Genomic DNA, 21690 nt, shown 5'->3' with positions numbered 1-21690 from the left:
GCGGATCCGAGGATCGGCATGAGGAGGGCTACGCGGACGGGTCGGACCCCGCGCCCGGGGCGGTCGAGCCGCCCGGCCGGTGGGGATCCCGGTCGCCCTCGGACGGCGGCGTCGTGGATCCCGGTGGGGTCGGCGGGGACGGCTCCGGGGCGTACGGCGCGGCGTACGGCGGCTGCTGCTGGCCGTACGTGGCCGGCTGCCACGGCTGACCGGGCTGCTGGGTGGGCCAGGGCGTGCCAGCGGAGGTCGTACCCGGGCGGCTGTGGGGCTGGCGCAGCAGCGTCAGGACGGCGACCACGACGGCGGCGGCCGCGGTGAGGAAGGTCAGCAGCGCGAAGGGGCTGAACCCGCCCTCGAAGGAGCTCAGCCACTCGGCGAAGGTCAGCAGGAGGGCCAGCGAGGTCAGACCCACGGTGACGAAGCCGCGCGGGAAGGGCAGATCGAGGTCCACGACGGCGGGGAGCAGGGACCACACCGCGGCGAGGACGAGCAGCACGGCCGCGATGGTGACGAGGGCGAAGTCGAAGCCGTTGATCGACTCGGAGAACCCGAACCCGAAGTCGAAGGTGAACCACGGCAGCGCCGCGAAGAGCAGGAACGCCACGGCGCAGAGGGTCACCAGCCAGTCGCCCCGGTGCACCCGCGTGCGGTCGAGGCCGACCTGCGGGCCGCTGCGGGCCTGCGGCGCCCACGGCTGCTGGGCCGGGGGCTGCTGCCCGTACGGCTGCCCCCAGGGCGCCTGCTGGCCGTACGCCGGCTGGCCGTGTCCCGGCTGGCCCCACGAGGACTGCCCGTACGGCGGCTGGCCGTAGGGCTGCGGGTACTGCGCACCGGAGCCCGGCTGCCCGTAGCCGTACCCGGGCTGCTGGCCGTAGCCCGGCTGGCCGTAGGGCGGCTGTCCGTAGGACGACTGGCCGTAGGACGACTGGCCGTAGGGCGCGCCGTAGCCCGGCTGCTGTCCGTACCCCGGCTGGCCGTAGGACGGCGGCTGCTGCCCGTACCCGGGCTGCGCCTGCTCCGGCGCGGACTGCCCGCCGTCCGGACGCGGTGCCTCCTCGCCCTCACCCGGCTGGCGCCCGTACCCGCCCGGCTGCTGCGGCGGCTGACTGGTCATCGCGGGGCGCTCCTCGGTCGTGGCCTGGTGACTGCGCGGATCGTGGACACCGGCCCGCAGCCCGTGCGACCGCGGCGCGCCCATCATCCCCCGTCCGGGTGCGGGCCAGACGCAGGGACGCCGCTGCCCGGCGACCCCGAGGGGCCACCGGGCAGCAGGTGACGTGCTGGAACGGCGACCCCTCAGGTCCCGCGCCGAGCCTGCGAGGCGTGGGAGGGAGGGTGGTCCTCGTTCAGGCGCCGACGATCTCGCGCATCAGGCGGGCCGTCTCCGACGGGGTCTTGCCCACGCGGACACCGGCGGCCTCGAGGGCCTCCTTCTTGGCCTGCGCGGTACCGGCCGAGCCCGAGACGATCGCACCGGCGTGGCCCATCGTCTTGCCCTCGGGCGCGGTGAAGCCGGCGACGTAGCCGACGACGGGCTTGGTGACGTTGGCCTTGATGAAGTCCGCGGCCCGCTCCTCGGCGTCGCCACCGATCTCACCGATCATCACGATGGCCTCGGTCTCCGGGTCGTCCTGGAAGGCCCGCAGGCAGTCGATGTGCGTGGTGCCGATGACCGGGTCGCCACCGATGCCGACGCAGGTGGAGAAGCCGATGTCCCGGAGCTCGTACATCATCTGGTAGGTCAGCGTGCCGGACTTGCTGACCAGCCCGATCCTGCCCTGCTTGGTGATGTTGGCCGGGATGATGCCGGCGTTGGAGCGCTCCGGGCTGATCAGCCCCGGGCAGTTCGGGCCGATGATGCGGGTCGAGCCGCCCTGGGCGTGGGCCCAGACGTGGGTCGAGTCGTGCACCGGGATGCCCTCGGTGATGACGACGGCGAGCCCGATCTGGGCGTCCACGGCCTCGATGACGGCGTTCTTCGCGCCGGCCGGCGGCACGAAGATGACGCTGACATCGGCGCCGGTCTCCTTCATCGCCTCGGCGACACCGCCGAACACCGGGACGCTGGCGCCGTCGAAGTCGACGCTCTGGCCGGCCTTCTTCGGGTTCACGCCGCCGACGATCGCCGTCCCCGAGGACAGCATGCGCTGGGTGTGCTTGCGCCCCTCGGAGCCGGTCATGCCCTGGACGATGACCTTGCTGTTCTCGTTGAGGAAGATCGACATCTCTGTTGGTCCTGTCTGGGGTTGATGGAACGGCCCCCTTCCAGGGGCCCGCCCCGAGCCTGCGAGGGGTGGGGAGGAAGGGGGTCCTTCCTCAGGCGGCGGCGAGCTCGGCGGCCCGGCGGGCGGCGCCGTCCATCGTGTCCACCAGGGTCACCAGCGGGTGGTTGGCCTCGGCGAGGATCCGCCGGCCCTCCTCCACGTTGTTGCCGTCGAGCCGGACGACCAGCGGCTTGGTCGCCTCGTCGCCGAGCAGCTGCAGCGCGTGCACGATGCCGTTCGCGACCGCGTCGCAGGCGGTGATCCCGCCGAACACGTTGACGAAGACGCTCTTGACGGCGGGGTCGGACAGGATGATGTGCAGCCCGTTGGCCATGATCTCGGCCGAGGCGCCGCCACCGATGTCGAGGAAGTTGGCCGGCTTGACGCCGCCGAACTCCTCACCGGCGTAGGCGACGACGTCCAGGGTGCTCATGACGAGCCCGGCGCCGTTGCCGATGATGCCGACCTCCCCGTCGAGCTTGACGTAGTTGAGGTCCTTCTCCTTGGCCGCGGCCTCCAGCGGGTCGGCCGAGGCGGAGTCCTCGAGCTCCTCGTGCTGCGGGTGCCGGAAGCGGGCGTTCTCATCGAGGGTCACCTTCGCGTCGAGCGCGAGGACGGTGCCGTCGGGCGCCTTGGCCAGCGGGTTGACCTCGACCAGGGTGGCGTCCTCCTTGGCGAAGGTGTCCCACAGCTGGACGGCGATGGCGATCACCTGGTCGCGCACCTCGGCGGGGAAGCCGGCGGCGTCGACGATCTCGGCGGCCTTGGCGGTGTCGACGCCGGTGGTGGCGTCCACGGGGATGCGGGCCAGGGCCTCGGGGCGCTCGACGGCGAGCTGCTCGATCTCCATGCCGCCCTCGACGCTGGCCATGGCCAGGAAGGTGCGGTTGGCGCGGTCGAGCAGGTAGGAGAAGTAGTACTCCTCGGCGATGTCACTGGCCTGGGCCACCATCACGCGGTGGGTGATGTGGCCCTTGATGTCCAGGCCGAGGATGTCCTGGGCGCGCGCCCGGGCGTCCTCGGCGCTGTCGGCGAGCTTGACGCCACCGGCCTTGCCGCGGCCACCGGTCTTCACCTGCGCCTTGACGACGACGGTGGTGCCGATCTCGCGGGCGATCGCCTCCGCCTGCTCGGGGGTCTCGGCGACGCCGCCGGGGAGCACGGGGACACCGTGCGAGGCCAACAGGTCACGGGCCTGGTACTCGAAGAGATCCACGAACAGGCACCGTATCCCCCGCCGGACCGGCGCCGCGCACCGGCGCGGAGAGGGTGGGCGGCATCACACGGCGCCGACCACCGGGGCCTCCCGGCGACGAGGAGCCGCAGCCGTGCGCCGAGCCGCCGCCGTGCCGACGACTGCCCTGTTCACCGCGGGGGTGACCGTCATCCGCCGAGCTGTCCGCGCAGCCAGTCGGCGATCTCGGCGGGCGGGCTGCCGGGTGGGAAGAGGCGGGTGCGGCCGGGCGGGTCGGCGTCCGCGCCGCAGCCGAAGACGGCGACGTCGTCGACACCGCGGTCGGCGAGCAGCGCGGCCAGCCGGGCGAGCAGCGCCCGTGCGTCCGTGGGGAGCTCCGGCAGGCCGACGGCGTCGGCGTCCTCCTGGACCACGGTGTCGGCGAGCGCCTCAGGTGAGAGCCGGCCGGCGTGGACCACCTCCATCCCGGCGTCGCGCAGGCCGCGGGCGACGGTCCCGGTGGCGCGGTCGGCGTCGTCGTCCCCCCAGGTGGCGACGACGACGCGGATGCGCTCCTCGGCGGCCGCGTCGGGTGCGGTCACCGGGCCGGCGCCCGGCGCAGCCGCCAGGCCAGCACCGTGAGGACGACGTAGCCGACGCCGGCCAGCAGCAGCCCGACGCCGGGCAGCGTCCACTCCAGCTCGTCGGACACCACGGCGTCGCGCAGGCCGCCCAGCCCGGCGGCGAGGACGACGGCGGCGATGGCGAGCAGGCCGCCGACCGCGGCCAGCCGCGGCCGCAGCGAGGGGGCCAGCACCGAGCACAGGACGACGGTCCCTGCGAGCAGCAGGCCCCCGAGCAGCGCCAGCCCGGGACGCTCGAGCAGCCCCTGCGGCCCCTCCTGTTCGACCACGACCTGCAGGCCGGTGGTCGGGTCGGTGACGATGCGGTCGGGGAGGTCGGCGGCCGGCAGCACCAGGCACAGCACGGCACCCACCCCGAGCACGACCGCGGCGCCGGCGAGCGCCGGGCGGACGGGGTCGAGGGTGCCGGCGTCGTCCATGACGGTGCGCCCCCAGGCGGCCACCCCCAGGACGCCGGCCAGCACGGTGAGCCCCAGGGCGACCGCACCGAGCACCCAGCCGGGCCCGACGTCGACCGAGCTGGTGAGCACCCGCTGGCCGGCGATGACCTCGATGCCCGGCCGGATGGTGGAGGTGCTGGCCCGGTAGAGCTCGATCAGCAGCAGCCCCAGGGCCAGCGCGCCGCCGATCCCGGCGTAGGAGAGGCCGAGGCGCGGCACCCGGCCGGCGACGAGGCCGCCGCCGACCGCCGCGGCGGTGAGGGGCACCAGCAGGCCGGCGAGCAGGCTGAGAGCCCCGGCGGACTGGGACACCTCGGTACCGCCGACGACGAGGTAGGTCGGGAAGAGGGCGGCCGCCCCGGCGAGGCCGGCGAGGACGAGCAGCACCCCCGTCACGCGGGCGGGCACCGGCGGCTCGCCGACGACCAGCCCGTCGGCCGGCACCGCGGCGGCGGGCTCGGGCGGGCGGCGGGGTCCGGCGCGGCGGGCGGACGGGCGCGCCGTCCTCCCCTCGGGGCGGGTCGAGCGGTCGCGGGTCGAGCCATCGCGGGCGACCACGGTTCCCCCTTCGTCATCGGTCACGAACTGGCCTCGGTGCGTGGCGCCGATGTGACGAGCACCACACAGCCGCTTTACCGTCAGGTGAACTGGGGTACCCCAGGGAGGTCGTCGTCCCCGCCGGGACGAACCCGATCAGCGGTCCCGGACGGGGGAGGAACGATGCGCCCACTCAGCGACCCGGAGTCCGATCCAGCGTCGCACACCGACGCCGGCGGGCCGGGAGCGCCACGGCACCCGGTGCGGTCGCTGATGAGCCTGGCCACGCTGACCGGCGGGCTCACCGAACTGGCCCTCGTCGGGGCCCACGCGCTCATCTACCCGCTCGGCACGCGCACCGAGCCGCTGCGCCCCGACCCACGCTGCCGCCCCGGCGAGCAGCCGCCCGCGGTGCGCGCCCTGTTCGCCGCCGACCCGCTGGCCGCGCGCGTCCCCGTCGTCCTCGTGCACGGCCTGATCGACAACCACTCGGTCTTCGCGGTGATGCGGCGCAGCCTGCGCCGCCGCGGGTTCACCTCCGTCTGCTCCTGGAACTACAGCCCGCTGCTCACCGACGTGGCGCGCGGCGCCGCTGCCCTCGGCGAGCACCTGCAGCGCGTCTGCGAGCAGACCGGGCACGAGCGGGTGCACGTCATCGGGCACAGCCTCGGCGGTCTGCTCGCCCGCTACCACGTGCAGCGCCAGGGCGGTGACCGGCACGTCGAGTCGCTGGTGACGCTCGGGACGCCGCACCAGGGGTCGGTGCTCGCCCACCTGCTGCCCACCCCGCTGGTGCGCCAGCTCCGGCCGGGCTCGCCGGTGCTGCGGGAGCTCACCGAGCCCGCGCCGGGCATCCGCACGCCGGTGACCGCGATCTACAGCGACCTCGACCAGGTCGTCCTCCCCACCAGCGCCGGGCGGTGCGACCACCCGGACCTGCAGGCCCGCAACGTGCTGGTGCGCGGCGTCGGCCACATGTCACTGCCCTTCCACCGCGCCGTCCTCGACGAGGTCGCCGCCACTCTCGCCGGCCACCGCCGGCCGCGGACCCAGGCCCCCGCACGGGCCGCCGTCGCCTGAAAGAGGACCCCGTCCTCCTCACCCCTCGCAGGCTCGGGGCGAGCCTCTGGACGGGGCCGGCCGGGGACGGGCCGCCTCATGCCCCCCGCCCGCCACACCCGTCACGCGTGGCGGGCGGTCGTGCGCTGCGACACCGCCACCCCCGTCACACCCGCCTCACCCGGCGCAGACGTGTCGACACCCGGGTGTCGGTGACCCGTCGCGGAGCTGACTGATCGTTACGGTCCGATCACGGAGCCGGTACCCACCGGCAGACGTCCCCGGACGTCCCCGCCGCCGTCGCTCCCCCGACGGGTCGCCCCGCGGCGCCCGCTCGGGGAGGCGCTCCCGAAGAAGGTGCCCCGTGATCGGCTCGACCGGCCCCGCGCTGCTGGAGCGACCGCGCACCGACGACGGGGCCGCCACCGGCGCCGTCCCCGCCGTCCCCGCCGTCCCCGCCCTCGTCGAGACGACCGAGGCGCCGGCCGCCGAGACCGCCGGTCCCGACGCCGCCGAGGAGCCCGCCGCCGGCCGGCGTCGCCGCCTGCCGCGCCCGCCCGGCCGGCGCGGCCCCGTGTGGCTCGCCGCGCTCGTCGCCGGCGCCGTCGTCGCCGCCCTGCCCAGCACCCTCGGCAGCGACACGGCCGGGCTGTCGGTCAGCGCCGCCGACTACGGCCTGGGCGTCGCCTCCGACGTCGGCTTCAGCGGCGACCTCGAGGACGTCGGCGTGCGCCGCGGCATCACCGAGGCCGAGGCCCAGGCCCGGCTCGGCGAGCTGGCCGCCTCCCGCGCCGCCCGGGAGCCGAAGACCGTGCTGCCCACGCAGGGCCGGCTCACCACCTGCTTCTGCATGCGCTGGGGCACGATGCACTACGGCATCGACCTCGCCGGGCCGCTGGGCACGCCGATCCACTCGGCCACCGACGGCGTCGTCATCCGCGCCGGCCGCGCCTCCGGCTACGGCAACGCCGTCTACATCCAGGACCCCGACGGCAACGTGCACGTCTACGGCCACATGCGCTACTACGACGTCCAGGCCGGCGACATCGTGCACGCGGGCGACCCGATCGCCAAGATCGGCAACGAGGGCCAGTCCACCGGCCCGCACCTGCACTACCAGATCCACCGCGGCGGCATGACCGGCCGCCCGATCGACCCGCAGGAATGGCTCGCCGAGCACGGCGTGGTCATCTGATCTGTCGGCCTCCGGCCGACGACCGCAGCCAGGTGCCGATCCCCAACGGCGCTGAGCCCGTCCTGCCCCTCCTCGCGGAGCCCTCCGGGCCCCCCTCCTCGGGTCAGAGCTTGACGAGTGGGGCGTAGCGCAGGACCAGGCGCTTGGTCCCGCCGGAGCCGAAGTCGACCGTGGCCTGGGCCTTGTCCCCCATGCCGTTGACCTCGACGACCGTGCCCAGCCCGAAGGCGTCGTGGCTGACCCGGTCCCCGACGTCGACGGAGATGACCGGCCGGTTGCCCGCGCCGCCGCGCAGCCCGCCGGTGGACAGCCCGGTGGCCGCCACCCGCTGCTGCGCCGACCGGTAGCCGGTGCTGGGCGCGGGCGTCGGCTCCTTGCCCGCCCACCGCACGGTGTCCGACGGCAGCTCGTCGAGGAAGCGGGACGGCGGGTTGTAGGCCGGCTGACCCCAGCTGGTGCGCACCGTGGCCCGCGAGATGAACAGCCGCTGCTGCGCCCGCGTGATGCCCACGTACGCCAGCCGGCGCTCCTCCTCCAGCTCGCGCGGGTCCCCGAGGGCGCGCAGGTGCGGGAAGACGCCGTCCTCCATGCCGGTGAGGAAGACGACCGGGAACTCCAGGCCCTTGGCCGTGTGCAGGGTCATCAGCGTGACGACGCCGGCCTCGTCCCCGGCCACGGGGATCTGGTCGGCGTCCGCGACCAGCGACACCTGCTCGAGGAAGTCGGTGACCGAGCCGCCCGGGTTGGCCGCCTCGAACTCCGCGGCCACCGAGATGAGCTCGTTGAGGTTGTCGACGCGGCCCTCGTCCTGCGGGTCGGTGCTGGCCTCCAGCTCGGCGAGGTAGCCGGTGCGGTCGAGGATGCTCTCCAGCAGCGCGGCCGGACCGGAGCCGGTCTCGGCCAGCTGCTCGAACTCCTCCAGCAGCGCGACGAACTCCTGGATCGCCTTGAGCGACCGCGGCGCCAGGGTGGTGACCTCCGAGCACCGGCGCAGCGCCGACCCGAACGCGATCCGCTCCCGGTCGGCGAAGGACTCGATGCAGGACTCGGCCTTCTCGCCGATCCCCCGCTTGGGCACGTTGACGATGCGGCGCAGGCTCACGACGTCGGCCGGGTTGGCGACCAGCTTCAGGTAGGCCAGCGCGTCGCGGACCTCCTTGCGCTCGTAGAAGCGCACCCCGCCGACCACCTTGTAGGGCATGCCGACGCGGATGAACACCTCCTCGAACACACGGGAGGCGTTGTTGGTCCGGTAGAAGACCGCGATGTCCCTGGGCTTGGCCTCGCCCTCGTCGACCAGCGCGTCGATCTGCTCGGCGACCCAGGCGGCCTCGTCGTGCTCGTTCTCGGCGACGTAGCCCTCGATCAGCTCGCCGTCGCCGGCGTCGGTCCACAGGTTCTTGGGACGGCGGCCGGTGTTCTTGGCGATGACCTGGTTGGCCGCCTTGAGGATGCGCTGCGTGGAGCGGTAGTTCTGCTCCAGCAGGATCGTCGTCGCGTCGGGGTAGTCGCGCTCGAACTCGTCGATGTTGCGGATCGTGGCGCCGCGGAAGGCGTAGATCGACTGGTCGGCGTCCCCCACCACGCACAGCTCGGCCGGCGGCACCGGGCCCGCTGCGCCGTCGCCCACGCGCCCCACCAGCTCGCGGACCAGCACGTACTGCGCGTGGTTGGTGTCCTGGTACTCGTCGACCAGGACGTGCCGGAAGCGGCGGCGGTAGTGCTCGGCGACGTCGGGGAACGCCTGCAGCAGGTGCACCGTCGTCATGATCAGGTCGTCGAAGTCCATGGCGTGCGCCTGGCGCAGCCGCTGCTGGTACAGCGTGTAGGCCTCGGCGAGCACCTTCTCCGGCGCCGTCCCCGGGACGTAGCTCTCCTCGTCGATGAGCTCGTTCTTCAGGTTCGACACCTGGGCGGCCAGGCTGCGGCCGGGGTAGCGCTTGGCGTCGAGGTCCAGGTCGCGGGCGACCATCGTCATGAGCCGGACCGAGTCGCCCTGGTCGTAGATCGTGAACGACGACTTCAGGCCCAGCTTGGCGGCCTCGGCGCGCAGGATGCGCACGCACATCGAGTGGAACGTCGACACCCACATCGCCCGGGCGCGCGGCCCGACGAGCGCGGCGACGCGTTCCTTCATCTCCCCGGCGGCCTTGTTGGTGAAGGTGATCGCCAGGATCTCGCCCGGCTGCACGCCGCGGGCGCCGAGCAGGTAGGCGATCCGGTGGGTGAGCACCCGGGTCTTGCCCGAGCCGGCGCCGGCGACGATGAGCAGCGGGCTGCCCTCGTGGACCACGGCCTGCCGCTGCGGCCCGTTGAGGCCGGCGAGCATGCGGTCCAGCTCCCGCCCCACCGAGCCGGACGCGGAACGCTGGAGGGACGCGGTGCCGGGGAGGGCCTGCTGGACGCTGCTCATGACCACACCACTGTAGTTCGGTCGGGCGACACGGCCCGCCGTCGCGGACCGCCGTCCCCAGGGGTCGCGCTGGCTCCCGCCGTCAGCGCTGTGGCACACTCACCGACGTGCTGCTCGCCACCGTCAGCTTTTACTACGGCCACCGGGATCCGGTGTCCGTCACCGCTGGCTGAGCAACCGCCACAACAGACGCCCCGGGCCCGAGGAGCCCGGGGCGTTTCTCGTCCTCGGGGTCCGACGGCCACCGCCCCGCCCCGGAGGACCCCGATGACCGCCACGCTCCCCACCACCCCCGCCGCCGACGAGCGCATCGCCGAGCTGCGCGGGCAGATCGACGAGTGCGACGCCGAGATCATCGCGCTGGTGCAGCGCCGGCTGGCCGTGTCGCAGGAGATCGGCGAGCTGCGCCGCGCCGCCGGCGGCACCCGGCTCTCGCTGTCCCGCGAGCAGCAGGTGCTCGCCCGCTTCCAGGCCGCGCTCGGCCGGGACGGCGCCGCGCTCGGCATGATGCTGCTGCGCCAGGGCCGCGGCCGCCTCTGAAGAAGGACCCTCCTGCCCCCCACCGCTCGCAGGCTCGCGGCGGGGCCCTGCAGGAGGGCCGCTGTCGTCGGTCACGCACGCCGCTGGTCGGGCGGCGGGAAGTCGGCGTGGCGGTGGACCAGCCACCAGTCGTCCTCGATCCGCTTGAAGACGTGGGTGACCCGGATGGTCATCGGCCGGGCCTCGCCGCCGTCGACACGCACCGTGCCGTGCTCGAAGCCGACCGTGTAGGCGAGGTCGCCGCTGACCTCGACCACCTCGTAACGCGGCACGAGCTCACCGTCGCTAAAGCGGCCGCCGACCCAGTCGAAGGTCCGGGTGACGGCGTGGTGTCCCTTCTCGATCGGACCCCAGGCGCCGAACAACGTCACGTCCGCGGAGTCGGCCCAACAGGCCGCGTACGGGCCGGGGTTGCCCGCTCCCATCGCCGCCAGCCCGTCGGCGACGCGCTCGAGGGCCCGGGACAGTGCAGCATCCATGCGCCTCTCCCCCTCGGTGTGCCGTCAGCGTGCTCCGGCCCCGTGACCGGCGGAACCCGCGGCGGCGTGTCACGTCCGGCGCCGTCGTCCCGTCTCCATGAGCACCAGCCCACGGAGAGGACGACGACCAATGGCCCGCATCCCGCTCGACCCGCCCCGCACCCGCCTGTACCGCCTCGCCGAGTGGTACGCGCGCCGGACCTACGGCGTGGTGCCCGACCCGCTCGCCGCCATGGGACACCACCCGCGGGTCCTGGTGACCGACGTGCGCTTCGAGACCTCACTGGCCCGCTGGGACCGGCTCGACCGCACGCTGAAGGCCCTCGCCGTCATGGCCTCGGCCGTCGCGATCGGCTGCTCCTGGTGCGTCGACTTCGGGTACTGGGTCAGCACCAACGAGGGCGTGGACCCCGCCAAGCTGCGCGCCGTCCCGGGGTGGCGGGACAGCGACGTCTTCACCGACCTGGAGCGGCGGGTGATGGCCTACGCCGAGGCCGTGACGGCGACCCCACCCGCCGTGACCGACGAGATGGTGGCCGAGCTGCGGCGCGATCTGGACGACGCCCAGCTGGTCGAGCTCACCATGATGGTGGCCGTGGAGAACGTCCGGTCGCGGTTCAACAGCGCGCTCGGGCTGACCAGCCAGGGCTTCCGGGACCGCTGCGAGCTCCCGGCCACGACATGACCGGCGCGGACGCCGGCGCCGACCCGCTGGCGGCCTTCGAGCGGCACCGGCGGCTGCTGTTCACGGTCGCCTACCAGATGCTCGGGAGCGTCGCCGACGCGGAGGACGTCGTCCAGGACACCTGGCTGCGGTGGTCGGCGACCGACCGGACCGACGTCGCCGATCCGCGGGCGTACCTGGTGCGGATCACGTCCCGGCTGGCCCTCGACCGGCTGGGCTCGGCGCGCAGCCGCCGGGAGAGCTACGTCGGGCCGTGGCTGCCCGAGCCGCTGCTCACCGCCTCCTCCCCCGTCGCGAGTGCTGCCCCGCCACCGGACCCGGACGACGCTGCCGCGCTCGGGGACCAGGTCTCGCTCGCCCTGCTGGTGGTCCTCGAGACGCTGTCCCCGGCCGAGCGGGCGGTCTTCGTCCTCCGGGAGGTGTTCGGTCTGCCGACGGCGGAGGTGGCCGCGATCCTGGGCCGCAGCGAGGCCGCTGTCCGGCAGACGGCGCACCGTGCTCGGGAGCACGTGCGGGCCCGGCAGCCGCGCTTCGACACCGACCGGTCCACGCAGCGGCTGGCCACCGAGCGCTTCCTCGCGGCCTGCGCCGGTGGCGACGTCGAGGCGCTCCTGGCCGCACTGGCGCCCGACGTCGTCCTGGTGTCCGACGGCGGGGGCCGGGCGAAGGCGGCGCTGCGGCCGATCGTGGGCGCCGAGAAGGTGGCCCGCTTCCTCCTGGCGACCACCGCCCAGGGTCTCGCGATCCCCGGCCTGCACGTCGAGATCGCCGAGGTCAACGGTGCCCCCGGCGTCGTCGCGTGGGTCGGGGGTGAGCCGTACATGACCATCTCGCTGGTCCTGGTCGACGGGCTCGTCGAGCAGGTGCTGGTGGTACGCAACCCGGACAAGCTGACAGGGCTCCCGTCGGTGGGGACGAGGTCGACCTAGGCTCGCGCGGGTGACCTCCCCACAGCCCCGCAGGCCCGCCAAGCACGTGGAGCGCGCGCTGTGCGTGCTCGCCCACCCCGACGACATCGACTTCGGCAGCGCCGGCACCGTGGCGACCTGGACGGCGGCCGGCACCGAGGTCACCTACCTGATCGTGACCGATGGGGACGCCGGCGGTTTCGACGACACCCCGCGCGACCAGATGGGGCCGCTGCGGCGGGCCGAGCAGGAGGCGGCTGCCAAGGCGGTCGGCGTCACCGACGTGCGCTTCCTCGGCCACCCCGACGGCCGGCTGGAGCTGACCCTCGACCTGCGCCGCGACATCAGCCGGGCGATCCGCCAGGTCCGCCCGCAGCGGGTGCTGACCAGCTCGCCGGAGCGGATGTGGGACCGGGTCGGGGCCAGCCACCCCGACCACATGACCGTGGGCGAGTCCACGCTGCGCGCCGTCTACCCCGACGCCCGCAACCCCTTCGCCTTCCCCGAGCTGCTCGCCGACGAGGGGCTGGAGGCCTGGACGGTGTCCGAGGTGTGGCTGACCGCCAGCCCGCGCGCCGACCACGTCGTCGACGTGACCGACGTCGTCGAGCTGAAGTTCGCCGCGCTCAAGAGCCACGTGAGCCAGGTCGGCCACCTCGACGACCTGGAGGCCTTCGTCACCGACTGGATGCGCCAGAACGGCCGCCGTCTCGGCCTGCCCGCGGGCCGGCTCGGCGAGGCCTTCCAGGTCGTGCACACGGCGTGATCTGTCGGCCTACCGGCCGACACCGCCACCAGGTGCCGTCCCCCTGCGCCGTGGAGCCGCTGCGTCACGCCTGCGCGGAGCCCTCCGGGCCCCACTCGGCGCGACAGGGCTCCATCACAACAGCCGGTTCGTGGCCGCCCAGCGGGTGAGCTCGTTGCGGTTGGACAGCTGGAGCTTGCGCAGCACGTTCGACGCGTGGGACTCCACCGTCTTCACCGAGATGAACAGCCGCGAGCCGATCTCCCGGTAGGTGTAGCCGCGCGCCAGCAGCTGCATGACCTCCCGCTCCCGGGCACTGAGCAGGTCCAGGCCGGGGTCGGTGGCCGGGTCCTCGCGCTGCGGGGCGGACGGCGTCGTCGCGGCGAAGGCGTCGAGCACGAACCCGGCCAGCCGCGGGCTGAACACCACGTCCCCGTCGGCGACGCGGGCGACGGCGTCGCGCAGGTCCGGACCGGAGATGGTCTTGGTGACGTACCCGCGGGCGCCGGCGCGGATGACGGCGATGACGTCCTCGGCCGCGTCGGACACCGACAGCGCCAGCCAGCGCACCGACGGCAGCTCGGCCCGCAGTGTCTCGAGCACCGCCCGCCCGCCGCCGCCGGGCAGGTGGACGTCGAGGAGGACGACGTCGGGCACGGTCGCCCGGATGCCCTCCACGGCGCCCTCGACGTCGGCAGCCTCACCGACGACGTCGACCGCGCCGCCGAGCTCTGCGCGCACGCCCGAGCGCACCATGGCGTGGTCGTCGACCAGGAAGACGGTCGGGCGGCCGGATCCGTGGGTGGTCACGCGGCCGCCTCCTGGCGAGGCAGGCACAGCTCCACCTCGGTGCCCTCGCCCGGTGCCGAGCGCACCGTCGCCGTCCCGCCGAACCGGGTCAGCCGACCGGTCACCGAGTCGCGCAGCCCGCGCCGGTCGCCGGGCACCGTCGACGGGTCGAATCCGGCGCCGCGGTCCCGGACGAAGACCTCGATCCGCTGCGGCGACACCTCGGTGTACAGGTCCGCGACGGCCGCCCCGGAGTGCTTGGCGGCGTTGACCAGCGCCTCGCGGGTGGCCGCGCCGAGGGCGGTGAGGGCGTCGTCCAGGGGGGCGTCGCCGACGACGACCGACTCGACGGTCAGCGCGTGGTCGGCCTCCACCTCGGCGACCACGCCGGACACCAGCGCCGCCCAGGTGCCGCCGCCCACGGCCGCCGCCGGCTCGTAGAGCCAGGTGCGCAGCTCGCGCTCCTGGCTGCGGGCCAGCCGGGAGACCGCGGTGGCGTCGTCGGCGTGCCGCTGGATGAGGGCGAGGGTCTGCAGCACCGAGTCGTGCAGGTGGGCGGCGACGGCAGCCCGCTCCTCCGAGCGCACGCGGGCGGTGCGCTCGGCCTCGCGGGAGGCCAGCAGCCGTCGCCACAGCGGCGCGGTGGCCAGCGCGATGCCCGCCAGGATGACCAGGGTCGCGGCGAAGCCGTTGCGGGCGTTGGCCAGCTGGCCGGTGGTGGCCAGCAGCAGCACCACGCCGACGACGCCGAGGGCCACCCCGCCGGCGAGCAGCCACGGGAGGCCGGGGCGGGCGAGCGTGCGGTCGGTGTCCAGCTGGCGCCAGATGACGGTCAGCCCGATCCCGACCAGCAGCAGCGGCAGGACGAGGTTGCCGCCGCCCCAGGTCCCCAGCTGGGTCACCAGGATGAGCGCGCCGAGGCCGAGCAGCCCCAGGCCGAGGGTCTGCCGGCGGCTGGGCTCCTCGGCGGCCTCCCCGACGACCGGAGCGGCGTCGACGTCGGCGACCGGCATGAAGAACCACAGCAGCGCGTACGCCACGACGCCGATGCCGGCGGCGGCGAGCACGACGAAGGCGACGCGGACGACGAGCGGGTCGGCCCGCAGGTGCACCGCCGTCCCCGCGGCGACGCCCGCCAGCAGGCGCCCGGAGCGCGGGCGCACCAGCGGCGGCCGCACGGGCACGGGCAGGGTCGTGGTCACGGTTCCGATCGTCGCACCGGGACGGCGCTCCGCGGCACCGGGGAGCACCCCACGTCACGGACCAGGGTCGGATGGGGGCGTTCCCTGATGGACCGCGCCGTCCGGCGTGAGGATGGTCTGTGCCATGACATCCGCACCGCCTCCCGCTCCCCCGTCGGCAGACCCGCCGGCGGCCGCGTACCCCCCGCCGCCCGGGCCACCGGTGCGGCCGCCGCTGCGGCGCAGCCGCGGCGACAGGGTCATCGGCGGCGTCTCCGGCGGCCTGGCCGAGTACAGCGGCATCGACGCGCTGCTGTGGCGGGTCGGCTTCGTCGCCCTGGCGCTGGCCGGCCCCGGCGTCCCGGTCTACCTGCTGCTGTGGCTGCTCATGCCGGCCGGTCCGGCGTTCGACGGTCCCGGGGCCAGCCGCGCCCCCCGCATCGCCGGGCCCCGCTCCCCGGTGCCTGGGCTGACCCTCGCCGGGCTGCTCATCGTCGTCGGCTCGCTCGTCCTGCTCAGCCGCTTCACCGACTGGGACGTGGGCCCGCGCATCGTGCTCGGCACCGGACTGCTGGTCGTGGGGCTCGGCCTGGTCGCCGCCGCCTTCTCCGGCGGACGCACGGCCAAGGGCGGGCTGATCACGCTCGGCATCGTCCTGTCCCTCGCCTTGGTGGTGGTCGCCGCCGAGCCCTGGCGGGGCGTCGACGACGGCATGGGCGACCGCACGTACCGCCCGGTCGACGCGGAGGCCGTCCAGCCGGTCTACGACCAGGGGATCGGCGACGCGACGCTGGACCTCTCCCGCATCGACCCGTCCCGCCTCGACGGTCCGATCGTCACGAGGGTGGACGGCGGCGTGGGCAACGTCGAGGTCGTCGTGCCCCGCTCGGCCGACGTGCGGATCGAGGTGGACGGCGGCATCGGGAACGTCGACGTCCTCGGCCTCGGCTCCGACGGCGGCTACTCCCCGGGCACCGGCTCCGCGTCCTGGACCGGTGACGGGAACCCCGAGATCGAACTGACCATCGACGCCGGTGTCGGTGACGTGGAGGTGCGCCGTGCCTGATTACAGCGAGTTCCCGACGACCCCGACCGCCTGGCAGGAACAGCAGCTGAGGGACTGGCAGATCGTGACCCCGCTGTCGACCGAGGACCCGCCCCGACCACAGCGCCGCGGCGTCGACCTCACCGCCCTCGTGCCGGGCCTGGTCTACGTCGTCCTGGCGATCGTGCTGATGGCCGGCGCGGTGCTACCGCTCGGCCTGGTGACCGAGGGTGGCCTGCTGTGGCTGGTCCTGATCGGTGGCGGCGTCGCCCTGCTGGTGAGCGAGCTGCGCAGGGCGCGCCGCAGGCGCTGACCGCATGACACGGAGGGCCCGGGGAGCACACCGCTCCCCGGGCCCTCCGCGGTGTCGGAGCGCGGTGCTCGCCAGGGCAACGCCGCGACGGATGCCCCTTCGAGAGCGGACGGCACGAGGGTGACCCCCTCGGCAGCGGCTGCTCCCGCAGCTGGCGGTCGAACGCCACCACCACCTGGCACTCGGGCCAACCGCTCACGGATCCGCTCGGCCTCGTCCCCCGCCAGGTCGGGATCGGTCGCCGCACCCAGCACCGCCACCACGTACTCGTTCATGCTGCGCCCGAGTCGGCCCGCGGCTGCCCGCACGCGCTCGACGAGTTCGTCCGTGGTGCGGACGGCCAGCTGCGCCATGCCCTCACGGTGGAAGGCATGCCTGCACCTCGCGCCTGGTCAGAGCGCGCGGTAGTAGCGCACCAGCGGCAGGCCGGTGAACCCGTGCCGCTCGTAGAGGGCACGGGCCGGCGCGTGGCCGTCGTCCCCGCCGGTGCCGATGACGGCGAGCGGCACACCGCGTGCCCGCATCTCGCCCACCGCCCGCTCCAGCAGCCGGCCCGCGATCCCCGCCCGCTGGTGCGGCGGGGCGACGGCGATCATCTCCACCTCCCCGACCGGGGTGTCGCCCTCCTCGGTCCACCGGACGGCGACGAACCCGACCGGGGCGCCGTCGACGTCGGCGACCCAGGCGTCGAGCGACCGGCACACCTCGGCCACCGCCGCGGCCTGCGCCGTCCGCCAGTCGGGGTAGACCAGGCGGTAGGCCCGCGGCCCCATGACCTGCTCGAAACCGGCGAACACCGGCGCCCACGCGTCGAGGGAGAACGCGACGACGGCGTCGACGTCGGCCTCGGTCAGCGGCCGGAGGGTGGCGTCCACGCCGCGGATGAGACCACGCGCGTCAGCCGGCGGTCATTCCCATTCGATGGTGCCCGGCGGCTTGCTGGTCACGTCCAGCACCACGCGGTTGACCTCCTCCACCTCGTTGGTGATCCGGGTGGAGATGCGGGCCAGGACGTCGTAGGGCAGCCGGGTCCAGTCCGCGGTCATCGCGTCCTCGCTGGACACCGGGCGCAGCACGACCGGGTGGCCGTAGGTGCGCCCGTCGCCCTGGACGCCGACCGAGCGGACGTCGGCCAGCAGCACCACCGGGCACTGCCAGATCTCGCGGTCCAGGCCGGCGGCGCTGAGCTCGGCACGGGCGATCGCGTCGGCCCTCCGCAGGACGTCGAGCCGCTCCTGGGTGACCTCGCCGATGATCCGGATGCCCAGCCCCGGGCCCGGGAACGGCTGCCGCCACACCAGCGACTCGGGCAGGCCCAGCTGCAGGCCGACCTCGCGCACCTCGTCCTTGAACAGGGTCCGCAGCGGCTCGACGAGGGTGAAGGTGAGGTCCTCGGGCAGCCCGCCGACGTTGTGGTGGCTCTTGATGTTCGCCGTCCCGGTGCCGCCGCCGGACTCGACGACGTCCGGGTAGAGCGTGCCCTGCACGAGGAAGTCGACGGTCTCGCCGTGCGCCTGGGCGTCGGCCACGACGTCGAGCGCCGCCTGCTCGAAGACCCGGATGAACTCGCGACCGATGATCTTGCGCTTCTGCTCCGGGTCGCTGACGCCGGCCAGCGTGCCGAGGAACTGCTCGCGGGCGTCGACCACCCGCAGGTCGGCGCCGGTGACGGCGACGAAGTCCCGTTCGATCTGCTCGGTCTCGCCCTCGCGCATGAGCCCGTGGTCGACGTAGACGCAGGTCAGCCGGTCGCCGATGGCCCGCTGCACCAGCGCGGCCGCGACCGCGGAGTCGACCCCGCCGGACAGCGCGCACAGCGCCCGCCGGTCGCCGACCTGCGCCCGGATCCGCTCCACCTGCTCCTCGACGACGTTGGCCATCGTCCAGGTCGGCTCGAGGCCGGCGATGTCGAACAGGAAGTGCTGGAGCACCGTCTGCCCGTGCGCGGTGTGCCGCACCTCGGGGTGGAACTGCACGCCGGCGAGCTTGCGGTCGACGTCCTCGAAGGCGGCGACCGGCGCCCCGGTGGAGGTGGCGGTGACGGTGAACCCGGGCGGGGCGGCGCTGACGGAGTCCCCGTGGCTCATCCACACCGACTGCTCGACCGGCAGCGAGCCGAACAGCCGGCCCTGCGTGGTGACCGTCAGCGGCGTGCCGCCGTACTCGCGGTCGCCGGTGCGCGCCACCGTGCCGCCGAGCGAGGCGGCCATCGCCTGGAAGCCGTAGCAGATGCCGAACGCCGGGACGCCGGCCTCGAACAGCGTCGGGTCGACCTGCGGGGCGTCCTCGGCGTAGACGCTCGACGGCCCACCGGAGAGGACGATCGCCGCCGGCTTGCGCGCGACGATCTCCTCGGCCGGGACGTCGGAGGGGACGATCTCGGAGTAGACGCCGGCCTCGCGGATCCGCCGCGCGATGAGCTGGGCGTACTGCGCGCCGAAGTCGACGACGAGGACGGTCGGGAAGTCCATCAGTCGTCGCCCCGACCGCCGATGACCAGGTCGACCCGCTGGAACTCCTTCAGGTCGCGGTACCCGGTCTTCGCCATGGTCCGGCGCAGCGCCCCGAAGAGGTTGGTGCGGCCGTCGGCGGCGCGCGCCTCGCCCAGCAGGACGTCGCGCAGCGAGCCGACGGGGGGGATCAGCGCCGACGTCCCGCCGCGGGGCAGCCGGGGGTGGGCGGCCACGGAGTCCCACCAGACCCCGCCGCCCGGGGCCTCGGCCGCGGCGCGCAGCGGCTCGCCGAGCTGGACGGCGTCCGCACCGCAGGCCAGCGCGCGGGCGATGGCGCCGCTGGTCTCGATCCGGCCGTTGGCGATGACGTGCACGTAGCGGCCGCCGGTCTCGTCGAGGTAGTCGCGGCGGGCAGCTGCCGCGTCGGCGATCGCGCTGGCCAGCGGCACCCGGATGCCCATGACGGCGTCGGTGGTGGAGAAGCTGTCGGCGCCGACGCCGACGATCACGCCGGCCGCGCCGGTGCGCATCAGGTGCAGCGCCGTCTGGTAGTTCGCCGCGCCGCCCACGATCACCGGGACGTCGAGGTCGGCGATGAACTCCTTGAGGTTGAGCGCGTCGTCCTGGGTGGTGACGTGCTCGGCCGAGACGATCGTGCCCTGGATGACCAGCAGGTCCACGCCCGCGGCGAGCACGGCCGGCGCCAGCTGCAGCGTGTGCTGCGGCGAGACGCGGACGGCGGTGGTCCCCCCGGCGTCGCGCATCTCCTTGATGCGGGCGCTGATCAGGTCCGGTTTCACGGGCTCGCAGTAGACGTCCTGCAGCAGGGCGACCGGTGGGGGCCCGTCGCCCGCGGCCTCCCGCAGCCGGCGGTACACCGGCGTCGGGTCGTCGTACCGCGTCCACAGCCCCTCGGCGTTGAGCACGCCCAGGCCCCCGGCCTGGCCGACGGCGATCGCCGTGGCCGGGCTGACCACGGCGTCCGACGGGCTGGTGACCAACGGGATGTCGAACCGGAAGGCGTCGATCTGCCAGGCGGTCGAGACGTCCTCCATGTCCCGGGTGCGCCGGGAGGGGACGATCGAGACCTCGTCGAGGTCGTACCCCCGGCGGGCGAAGCGGTTGAGGCCGATCTCGACGGTGTCGCGCGTGGTCACGGTCAGCGCCTCCGGTGGTTCGGAGCCTGGACGGTCTCGGTCACGTGAGGACCCTCGTTGGACACGTGGCTCACCGACCGCGGTAGTTCGGGGCTTCGACGGTCATCTGGATGTCGTGCGGGTGGCTCTCCACCAGACCGGCCGAGGTGATCCGGGTCAGCTGACCGCGCTCCTGCAGGTCGGCGATGGTCTGCGCACCCGCGTAGCCCATCGAGGCGCGCAGCCCGCCGACGAGCTGGTGTGCGACGCCGGCCAGCGGACCGCGGTAGGGCACCTGCCCCTCGATGCCCTCGGGGACGAGCTTGTCGTCGGAGAGCACGTCGTCGGCGAAGTAGCGGTCGCGGCTGTAGGACTGGTTGCCGCGCTTCTGCATCGCGCTCAGCGACCCCATGCCGCGGTAGGTCTTGTACTGCTTGCCGTTGACGAAGACCAGCTCGCCCGGCGCCTCCTCGACGCCGGCGAACAGCCCGCCGATCATCACCGTGTCGGCGCCGGCGACCAGCGCCTTGGCGATGTCACCGGAGTACTGCAGCCCGCCGTCGGCGATCACCGGGACGCCGGCCGGCTTCGCCGCCAGCGCCGCCTCGTAGATCGCGGTGACCTGCGGGACGCCGACGCCGGCGACCACGCGGGTGGTGCAGATCGAGCCCGGGCCGACGCCCACCTTCACGGCGTCCACCCCGGCGTCGACGAGCGCCTGGGCGCCGGCGCGGGTGGCGACGTTGCCGCCGACGACCTGCACGCCGAAGTCGGCCTTGACGCGCGCCACCATCTCCAGCACGGCCCGCTGGTGGCCGTGCGCGGTGTCGACGACGAGCACGTCCACGCCGGCGTCGACCAGCAGGCCGGCCCGTTTGTAGGCGTCGTCGCCGACGCCGAGGGCCGCGCCCACCACGAGGCGGCCGTCGGCGTCCTTGGTGGCGTCCGGGTACTGGTCGCGCTTGACGAAGTCCTTGACGGTGATCAGGCCGCGCAGCCGCCCGGCGTCGTCCACCAGCGGCAGCTTCTCGACCTTGTGCTTGCTCAGCAGCTGCAGCGCGGTGTCGGCGTCCACGCCAACCGGCGCGGTGACCAGGGGCATCGGCGTCATGACGTCGCGGACGAGGCGGTTCTTGTCGGTCTCGAACCGCATGTCCCGGTTGGTGCAGATGCCGACCAGGACGCCGTCGGCGTCCACCACCGGTGCGCCGGAGATGCGGTAGCGGGCCGACAGCGCGTCGAGCTCGGCCAGGGTGTTGTCCGGGGCGGCGGTCACCGGGTTGGTGACCATGCCGGCCTCCGAGCGCTTGACCAGGTCCACCTGGCCGGCCTGCTCCTCGGCGGCGAGGTTGCGGTGCAGGACGCCGACACCGCCGACGCGCGCCATCGCGATCGCCATGCGGGCCTCGGTGACGGTGTCCATCGCGCTGGAGAGCAGCGGTACGGCCAGCCGGATGCCGCGGGTCAGCCGGCTGCTGGTGTCCACCTCGGCCGGCACGACGTCGGACGCGCCGGGGATGAGCAGGACGTCGTCGTAGGTCAGGCCGAGCGGCGCGAACTTCGCCGGCAGCTCGGGGACGAACTCATCGGGCTGCATCGGTTGCCGCCACCCCTCCGGTCGGCCGGCACCCTCGTGGGCGCGCGGGGAGCCGCCCTCGATCGTAGGCGGCACCCCGCGGGGCTCCGTGTG

Annotated in this window: 21 protein-coding genes; 8 read left to right on the top strand and 13 right to left on the bottom strand. The window is 74.3% G+C overall.

All coding sequences use genetic code 11. The annotated features are described in order from the left end of the window. Positions 1-28: 28 nt before the first annotated feature. The 5 genes from ACWIX7_RS16630 to ACWIX7_RS16610 all read right to left on the bottom strand — a co-directional run bounded on the left by ACWIX7_RS16630 (position 29) and on the right by ACWIX7_RS16610 (position 5104). On the bottom strand, positions 29-1114 hold the full coding sequence (locus tag ACWIX7_RS16630) for a hypothetical protein (RefSeq protein WP_448617530.1): 1086 nt from the start codon (positions 1112-1114) through the stop codon (positions 29-31). Between the two features lie 232 nt (positions 1115-1346). Then, a complete protein-coding gene (gene sucD / locus ACWIX7_RS16625) occupies positions 1347-2225 on the bottom strand; it encodes a succinate--CoA ligase subunit alpha (protein WP_448617529.1) in 879 nt (292 codons plus the stop codon). A 91-nt stretch (positions 2226-2316) separates the two neighbouring features. Next, the gene (sucC, locus tag ACWIX7_RS16620) at positions 2317-3480 is read right to left on the bottom strand and encodes an ADP-forming succinate--CoA ligase subunit beta (protein WP_448617528.1); all 1164 of its coding nucleotides are present in this window, start codon (positions 3478-3480) and stop codon (positions 2317-2319) included. 167 nt (positions 3481-3647) lie between these two features. Next, positions 3648-4040 carry a methylmalonyl-CoA mutase gene (locus ACWIX7_RS16615; RefSeq protein WP_448617527.1) on the bottom strand — a complete coding sequence of 131 codons (393 nt, stop codon included), beginning with the start codon at positions 4038-4040 and terminating at the stop codon, positions 3648-3650. After that, positions 4037-5104 carry a hypothetical protein gene (locus ACWIX7_RS16610; RefSeq protein WP_448617526.1) on the bottom strand — a complete coding sequence of 356 codons (1068 nt, stop codon included), beginning with the start codon at positions 5102-5104 and terminating at the stop codon, positions 4037-4039. Before ACWIX7_RS16610 ends, ACWIX7_RS16615 begins: the two co-directional genes overlap by 4 nt. A 138-nt stretch (positions 5105-5242) precedes the next feature. Here ACWIX7_RS16610 and ACWIX7_RS16605 point away from each other — a divergent pair, with 138 nt between their 5' ends. Both ACWIX7_RS16605 and ACWIX7_RS16600 read left to right on the top strand, forming a co-directional pair. Beyond that, positions 5243-6139, top strand: coding sequence for an esterase/lipase family protein (locus tag ACWIX7_RS16605; protein ID WP_448617525.1), 897 nt, complete (start codon positions 5243-5245; stop codon positions 6137-6139). Positions 6140-6482: 343 nt separating this feature from the next. Then, positions 6483-7313 carry a M23 family metallopeptidase gene (locus tag ACWIX7_RS16600; RefSeq protein ID WP_448617524.1) on the top strand — a complete coding sequence of 277 codons (831 nt, stop codon included), beginning with the start codon at positions 6483-6485 and terminating at the stop codon, positions 7311-7313. A 103-nt stretch (positions 7314-7416) separates the two neighbouring features. On the opposite strand, the gene pcrA is transcribed toward ACWIX7_RS16600, so the two are convergent. Continuing rightward, the gene (gene pcrA, locus ACWIX7_RS16595; protein ID WP_448617523.1) at positions 7417-9726 is read right to left on the bottom strand and encodes a DNA helicase PcrA; all 2310 of its coding nucleotides are present in this window, start codon (positions 9724-9726) and stop codon (positions 7417-7419) included. Positions 9727-9993: 267 nt separating this feature from the next. On the opposite strand from pcrA, the gene ACWIX7_RS16590 reads away from it, so the two are divergent. Beyond that, positions 9994-10266, top strand: a complete 273-nt coding sequence (locus ACWIX7_RS16590) for a chorismate mutase (protein ID WP_448617522.1) — start codon at positions 9994-9996, stop codon at positions 10264-10266. Positions 10267-10337: 71 nt separating this feature from the next. On the opposite strand, the gene ACWIX7_RS16585 is transcribed toward ACWIX7_RS16590, so the two are convergent. After that, on the bottom strand, positions 10338-10745 hold the full coding sequence (locus ACWIX7_RS16585; protein WP_448617521.1) for a YybH family protein: 408 nt from the start codon (positions 10743-10745) through the stop codon (positions 10338-10340). Positions 10746-10875: 130 nt separating this feature from the next. Between ACWIX7_RS16585 and ACWIX7_RS16580 the strand changes: the two genes are divergently transcribed. From ACWIX7_RS16580 to ACWIX7_RS16570, 3 genes are read left to right on the top strand one after another with little or no spacing between them, the layout of a single operon-like run. Continuing rightward, positions 10876-11430, top strand: a complete 555-nt coding sequence (locus ACWIX7_RS16580; protein ID WP_448617520.1) for a carboxymuconolactone decarboxylase family protein — start codon at positions 10876-10878, stop codon at positions 11428-11430. Then, positions 11427-12359: an RNA polymerase sigma factor SigJ gene (gene sigJ / locus ACWIX7_RS16575; protein ID WP_448617519.1), complete on the top strand. Its 933-nt coding sequence runs from the start codon at positions 11427-11429 to the stop codon at positions 12357-12359. Before ACWIX7_RS16580 ends, sigJ begins: the two co-directional genes overlap by 4 nt. A gap of 10 nt (positions 12360-12369) precedes the next feature. After that, complete coding sequence (locus ACWIX7_RS16570; protein ID WP_448617518.1) at positions 12370-13104, top strand: PIG-L deacetylase family protein; 735 nt, start codon at positions 12370-12372, stop codon at positions 13102-13104. Positions 13105-13218: 114 nt separating this feature from the next. Here the strand turns inward: ACWIX7_RS16570 and ACWIX7_RS16565 are convergent, their stop codons facing one another. Both ACWIX7_RS16565 and ACWIX7_RS16560 read right to left on the bottom strand, forming a co-directional pair. Then, positions 13219-13893 carry a response regulator gene (locus ACWIX7_RS16565; RefSeq protein WP_448617517.1) on the bottom strand — a complete coding sequence of 225 codons (675 nt, stop codon included), beginning with the start codon at positions 13891-13893 and terminating at the stop codon, positions 13219-13221. Beyond that, on the bottom strand, positions 13890-15074 hold the full coding sequence (locus ACWIX7_RS16560; protein WP_448617516.1) for an ATP-binding protein: 1185 nt from the start codon (positions 15072-15074) through the stop codon (positions 13890-13892). The genes ACWIX7_RS16565 and ACWIX7_RS16560 overlap by 4 nt, the downstream gene beginning before the upstream one ends. A gap of 124 nt (positions 15075-15198) precedes the next feature. On the opposite strand from ACWIX7_RS16560, the gene ACWIX7_RS16555 reads away from it, so the two are divergent. Both ACWIX7_RS16555 and ACWIX7_RS16550 read left to right on the top strand, forming a co-directional pair. Further along, positions 15199-16119 carry a PspC domain-containing protein gene (locus ACWIX7_RS16555; RefSeq protein WP_448617515.1) on the top strand — a complete coding sequence of 307 codons (921 nt, stop codon included), beginning with the start codon at positions 15199-15201 and terminating at the stop codon, positions 16117-16119. Then, a complete protein-coding gene (locus ACWIX7_RS16550; RefSeq protein ID WP_448617514.1) occupies positions 16112-16411 on the top strand; it encodes a hypothetical protein in 300 nt (99 codons plus the stop codon). Before ACWIX7_RS16555 ends, ACWIX7_RS16550 begins: the two co-directional genes overlap by 8 nt. 392 nt (positions 16412-16803) lie before the next feature. On the opposite strand, the gene ACWIX7_RS16545 is transcribed toward ACWIX7_RS16550, so the two are convergent. The 4 genes from ACWIX7_RS16545 to guaB form a co-directional block, all read right to left on the bottom strand. Next, entirely contained in the window at positions 16804-17286 is a 483-nt protein-coding gene (locus ACWIX7_RS16545) for a GNAT family N-acetyltransferase (RefSeq protein ID WP_448617513.1), read from the bottom strand. A gap of 33 nt (positions 17287-17319) precedes the next feature. Beyond that, positions 17320-18882 carry a glutamine-hydrolyzing GMP synthase gene (gene guaA, locus ACWIX7_RS16540; protein WP_448617512.1) on the bottom strand — a complete coding sequence of 521 codons (1563 nt, stop codon included), beginning with the start codon at positions 18880-18882 and terminating at the stop codon, positions 17320-17322. Further along, positions 18882-20021, bottom strand: coding sequence for a GuaB3 family IMP dehydrogenase-related protein (locus tag ACWIX7_RS16535; RefSeq protein WP_448617511.1), 1140 nt, complete (start codon positions 20019-20021; stop codon positions 18882-18884). Before ACWIX7_RS16535 ends, guaA begins: the two co-directional genes overlap by 1 nt. A 70-nt stretch (positions 20022-20091) precedes the next feature. Continuing rightward, positions 20092-21597: an IMP dehydrogenase gene (gene guaB / locus ACWIX7_RS16530; RefSeq protein WP_448617510.1), complete on the bottom strand. Its 1506-nt coding sequence runs from the start codon at positions 21595-21597 to the stop codon at positions 20092-20094. Between the last annotated feature and the right edge of the window lie 93 nt (positions 21598-21690).

The sequence above is a fragment of the Geodermatophilus sp. URMC 65 genome, from assembly GCF_053502545.1.
This window is presented reverse-complemented; position numbering and strand designations above follow the sequence as displayed.

What these genes read in the sequence shown, in the direction of transcription:
- ACWIX7_RS16630 (WP_448617530.1), bottom strand. Translation starts at nt 1,114, where the DNA reads ATGACCAGTCAGCCGCCGCAGCAGCCGGGCGGGTACGGGCGCCAGCCG.
- sucD (WP_448617529.1), bottom strand. Translation starts at nt 2,225, where the DNA reads ATGTCGATCTTCCTCAACGAGAACAGCAAGGTCATCGTCCAGGGCATG.
- guaB (WP_448617510.1), bottom strand. Translation starts at nt 21,597, where the DNA reads ATGCAGCCCGATGAGTTCGTCCCCGAGCTGCCGGCGAAGTTCGCGCCG.
- pcrA (WP_448617523.1), bottom strand. Translation starts at nt 9,726, where the DNA reads ATGAGCAGCGTCCAGCAGGCCCTCCCCGGCACCGCGTCCCTCCAGCGT.
- guaA (WP_448617512.1), bottom strand. Translation starts at nt 18,882, where the DNA reads ATGGACTTCCCGACCGTCCTCGTCGTCGACTTCGGCGCGCAGTACGCC.
- ACWIX7_RS16555 (WP_448617515.1), top strand. Translation starts at nt 15,199, where the DNA reads ATGACATCCGCACCGCCTCCCGCTCCCCCGTCGGCAGACCCGCCGGCG.
- sigJ (WP_448617519.1), top strand. Translation starts at nt 11,427, where the DNA reads ATGACCGGCGCGGACGCCGGCGCCGACCCGCTGGCGGCCTTCGAGCGG.
- ACWIX7_RS16580 (WP_448617520.1), top strand. Translation starts at nt 10,876, where the DNA reads ATGGCCCGCATCCCGCTCGACCCGCCCCGCACCCGCCTGTACCGCCTC.
- ACWIX7_RS16590 (WP_448617522.1), top strand. Translation starts at nt 9,994, where the DNA reads ATGACCGCCACGCTCCCCACCACCCCCGCCGCCGACGAGCGCATCGCC.
- ACWIX7_RS16605 (WP_448617525.1), top strand. Translation starts at nt 5,243, where the DNA reads ATGCGCCCACTCAGCGACCCGGAGTCCGATCCAGCGTCGCACACCGAC.
- ACWIX7_RS16585 (WP_448617521.1), bottom strand. Translation starts at nt 10,745, where the DNA reads ATGGATGCTGCACTGTCCCGGGCCCTCGAGCGCGTCGCCGACGGGCTG.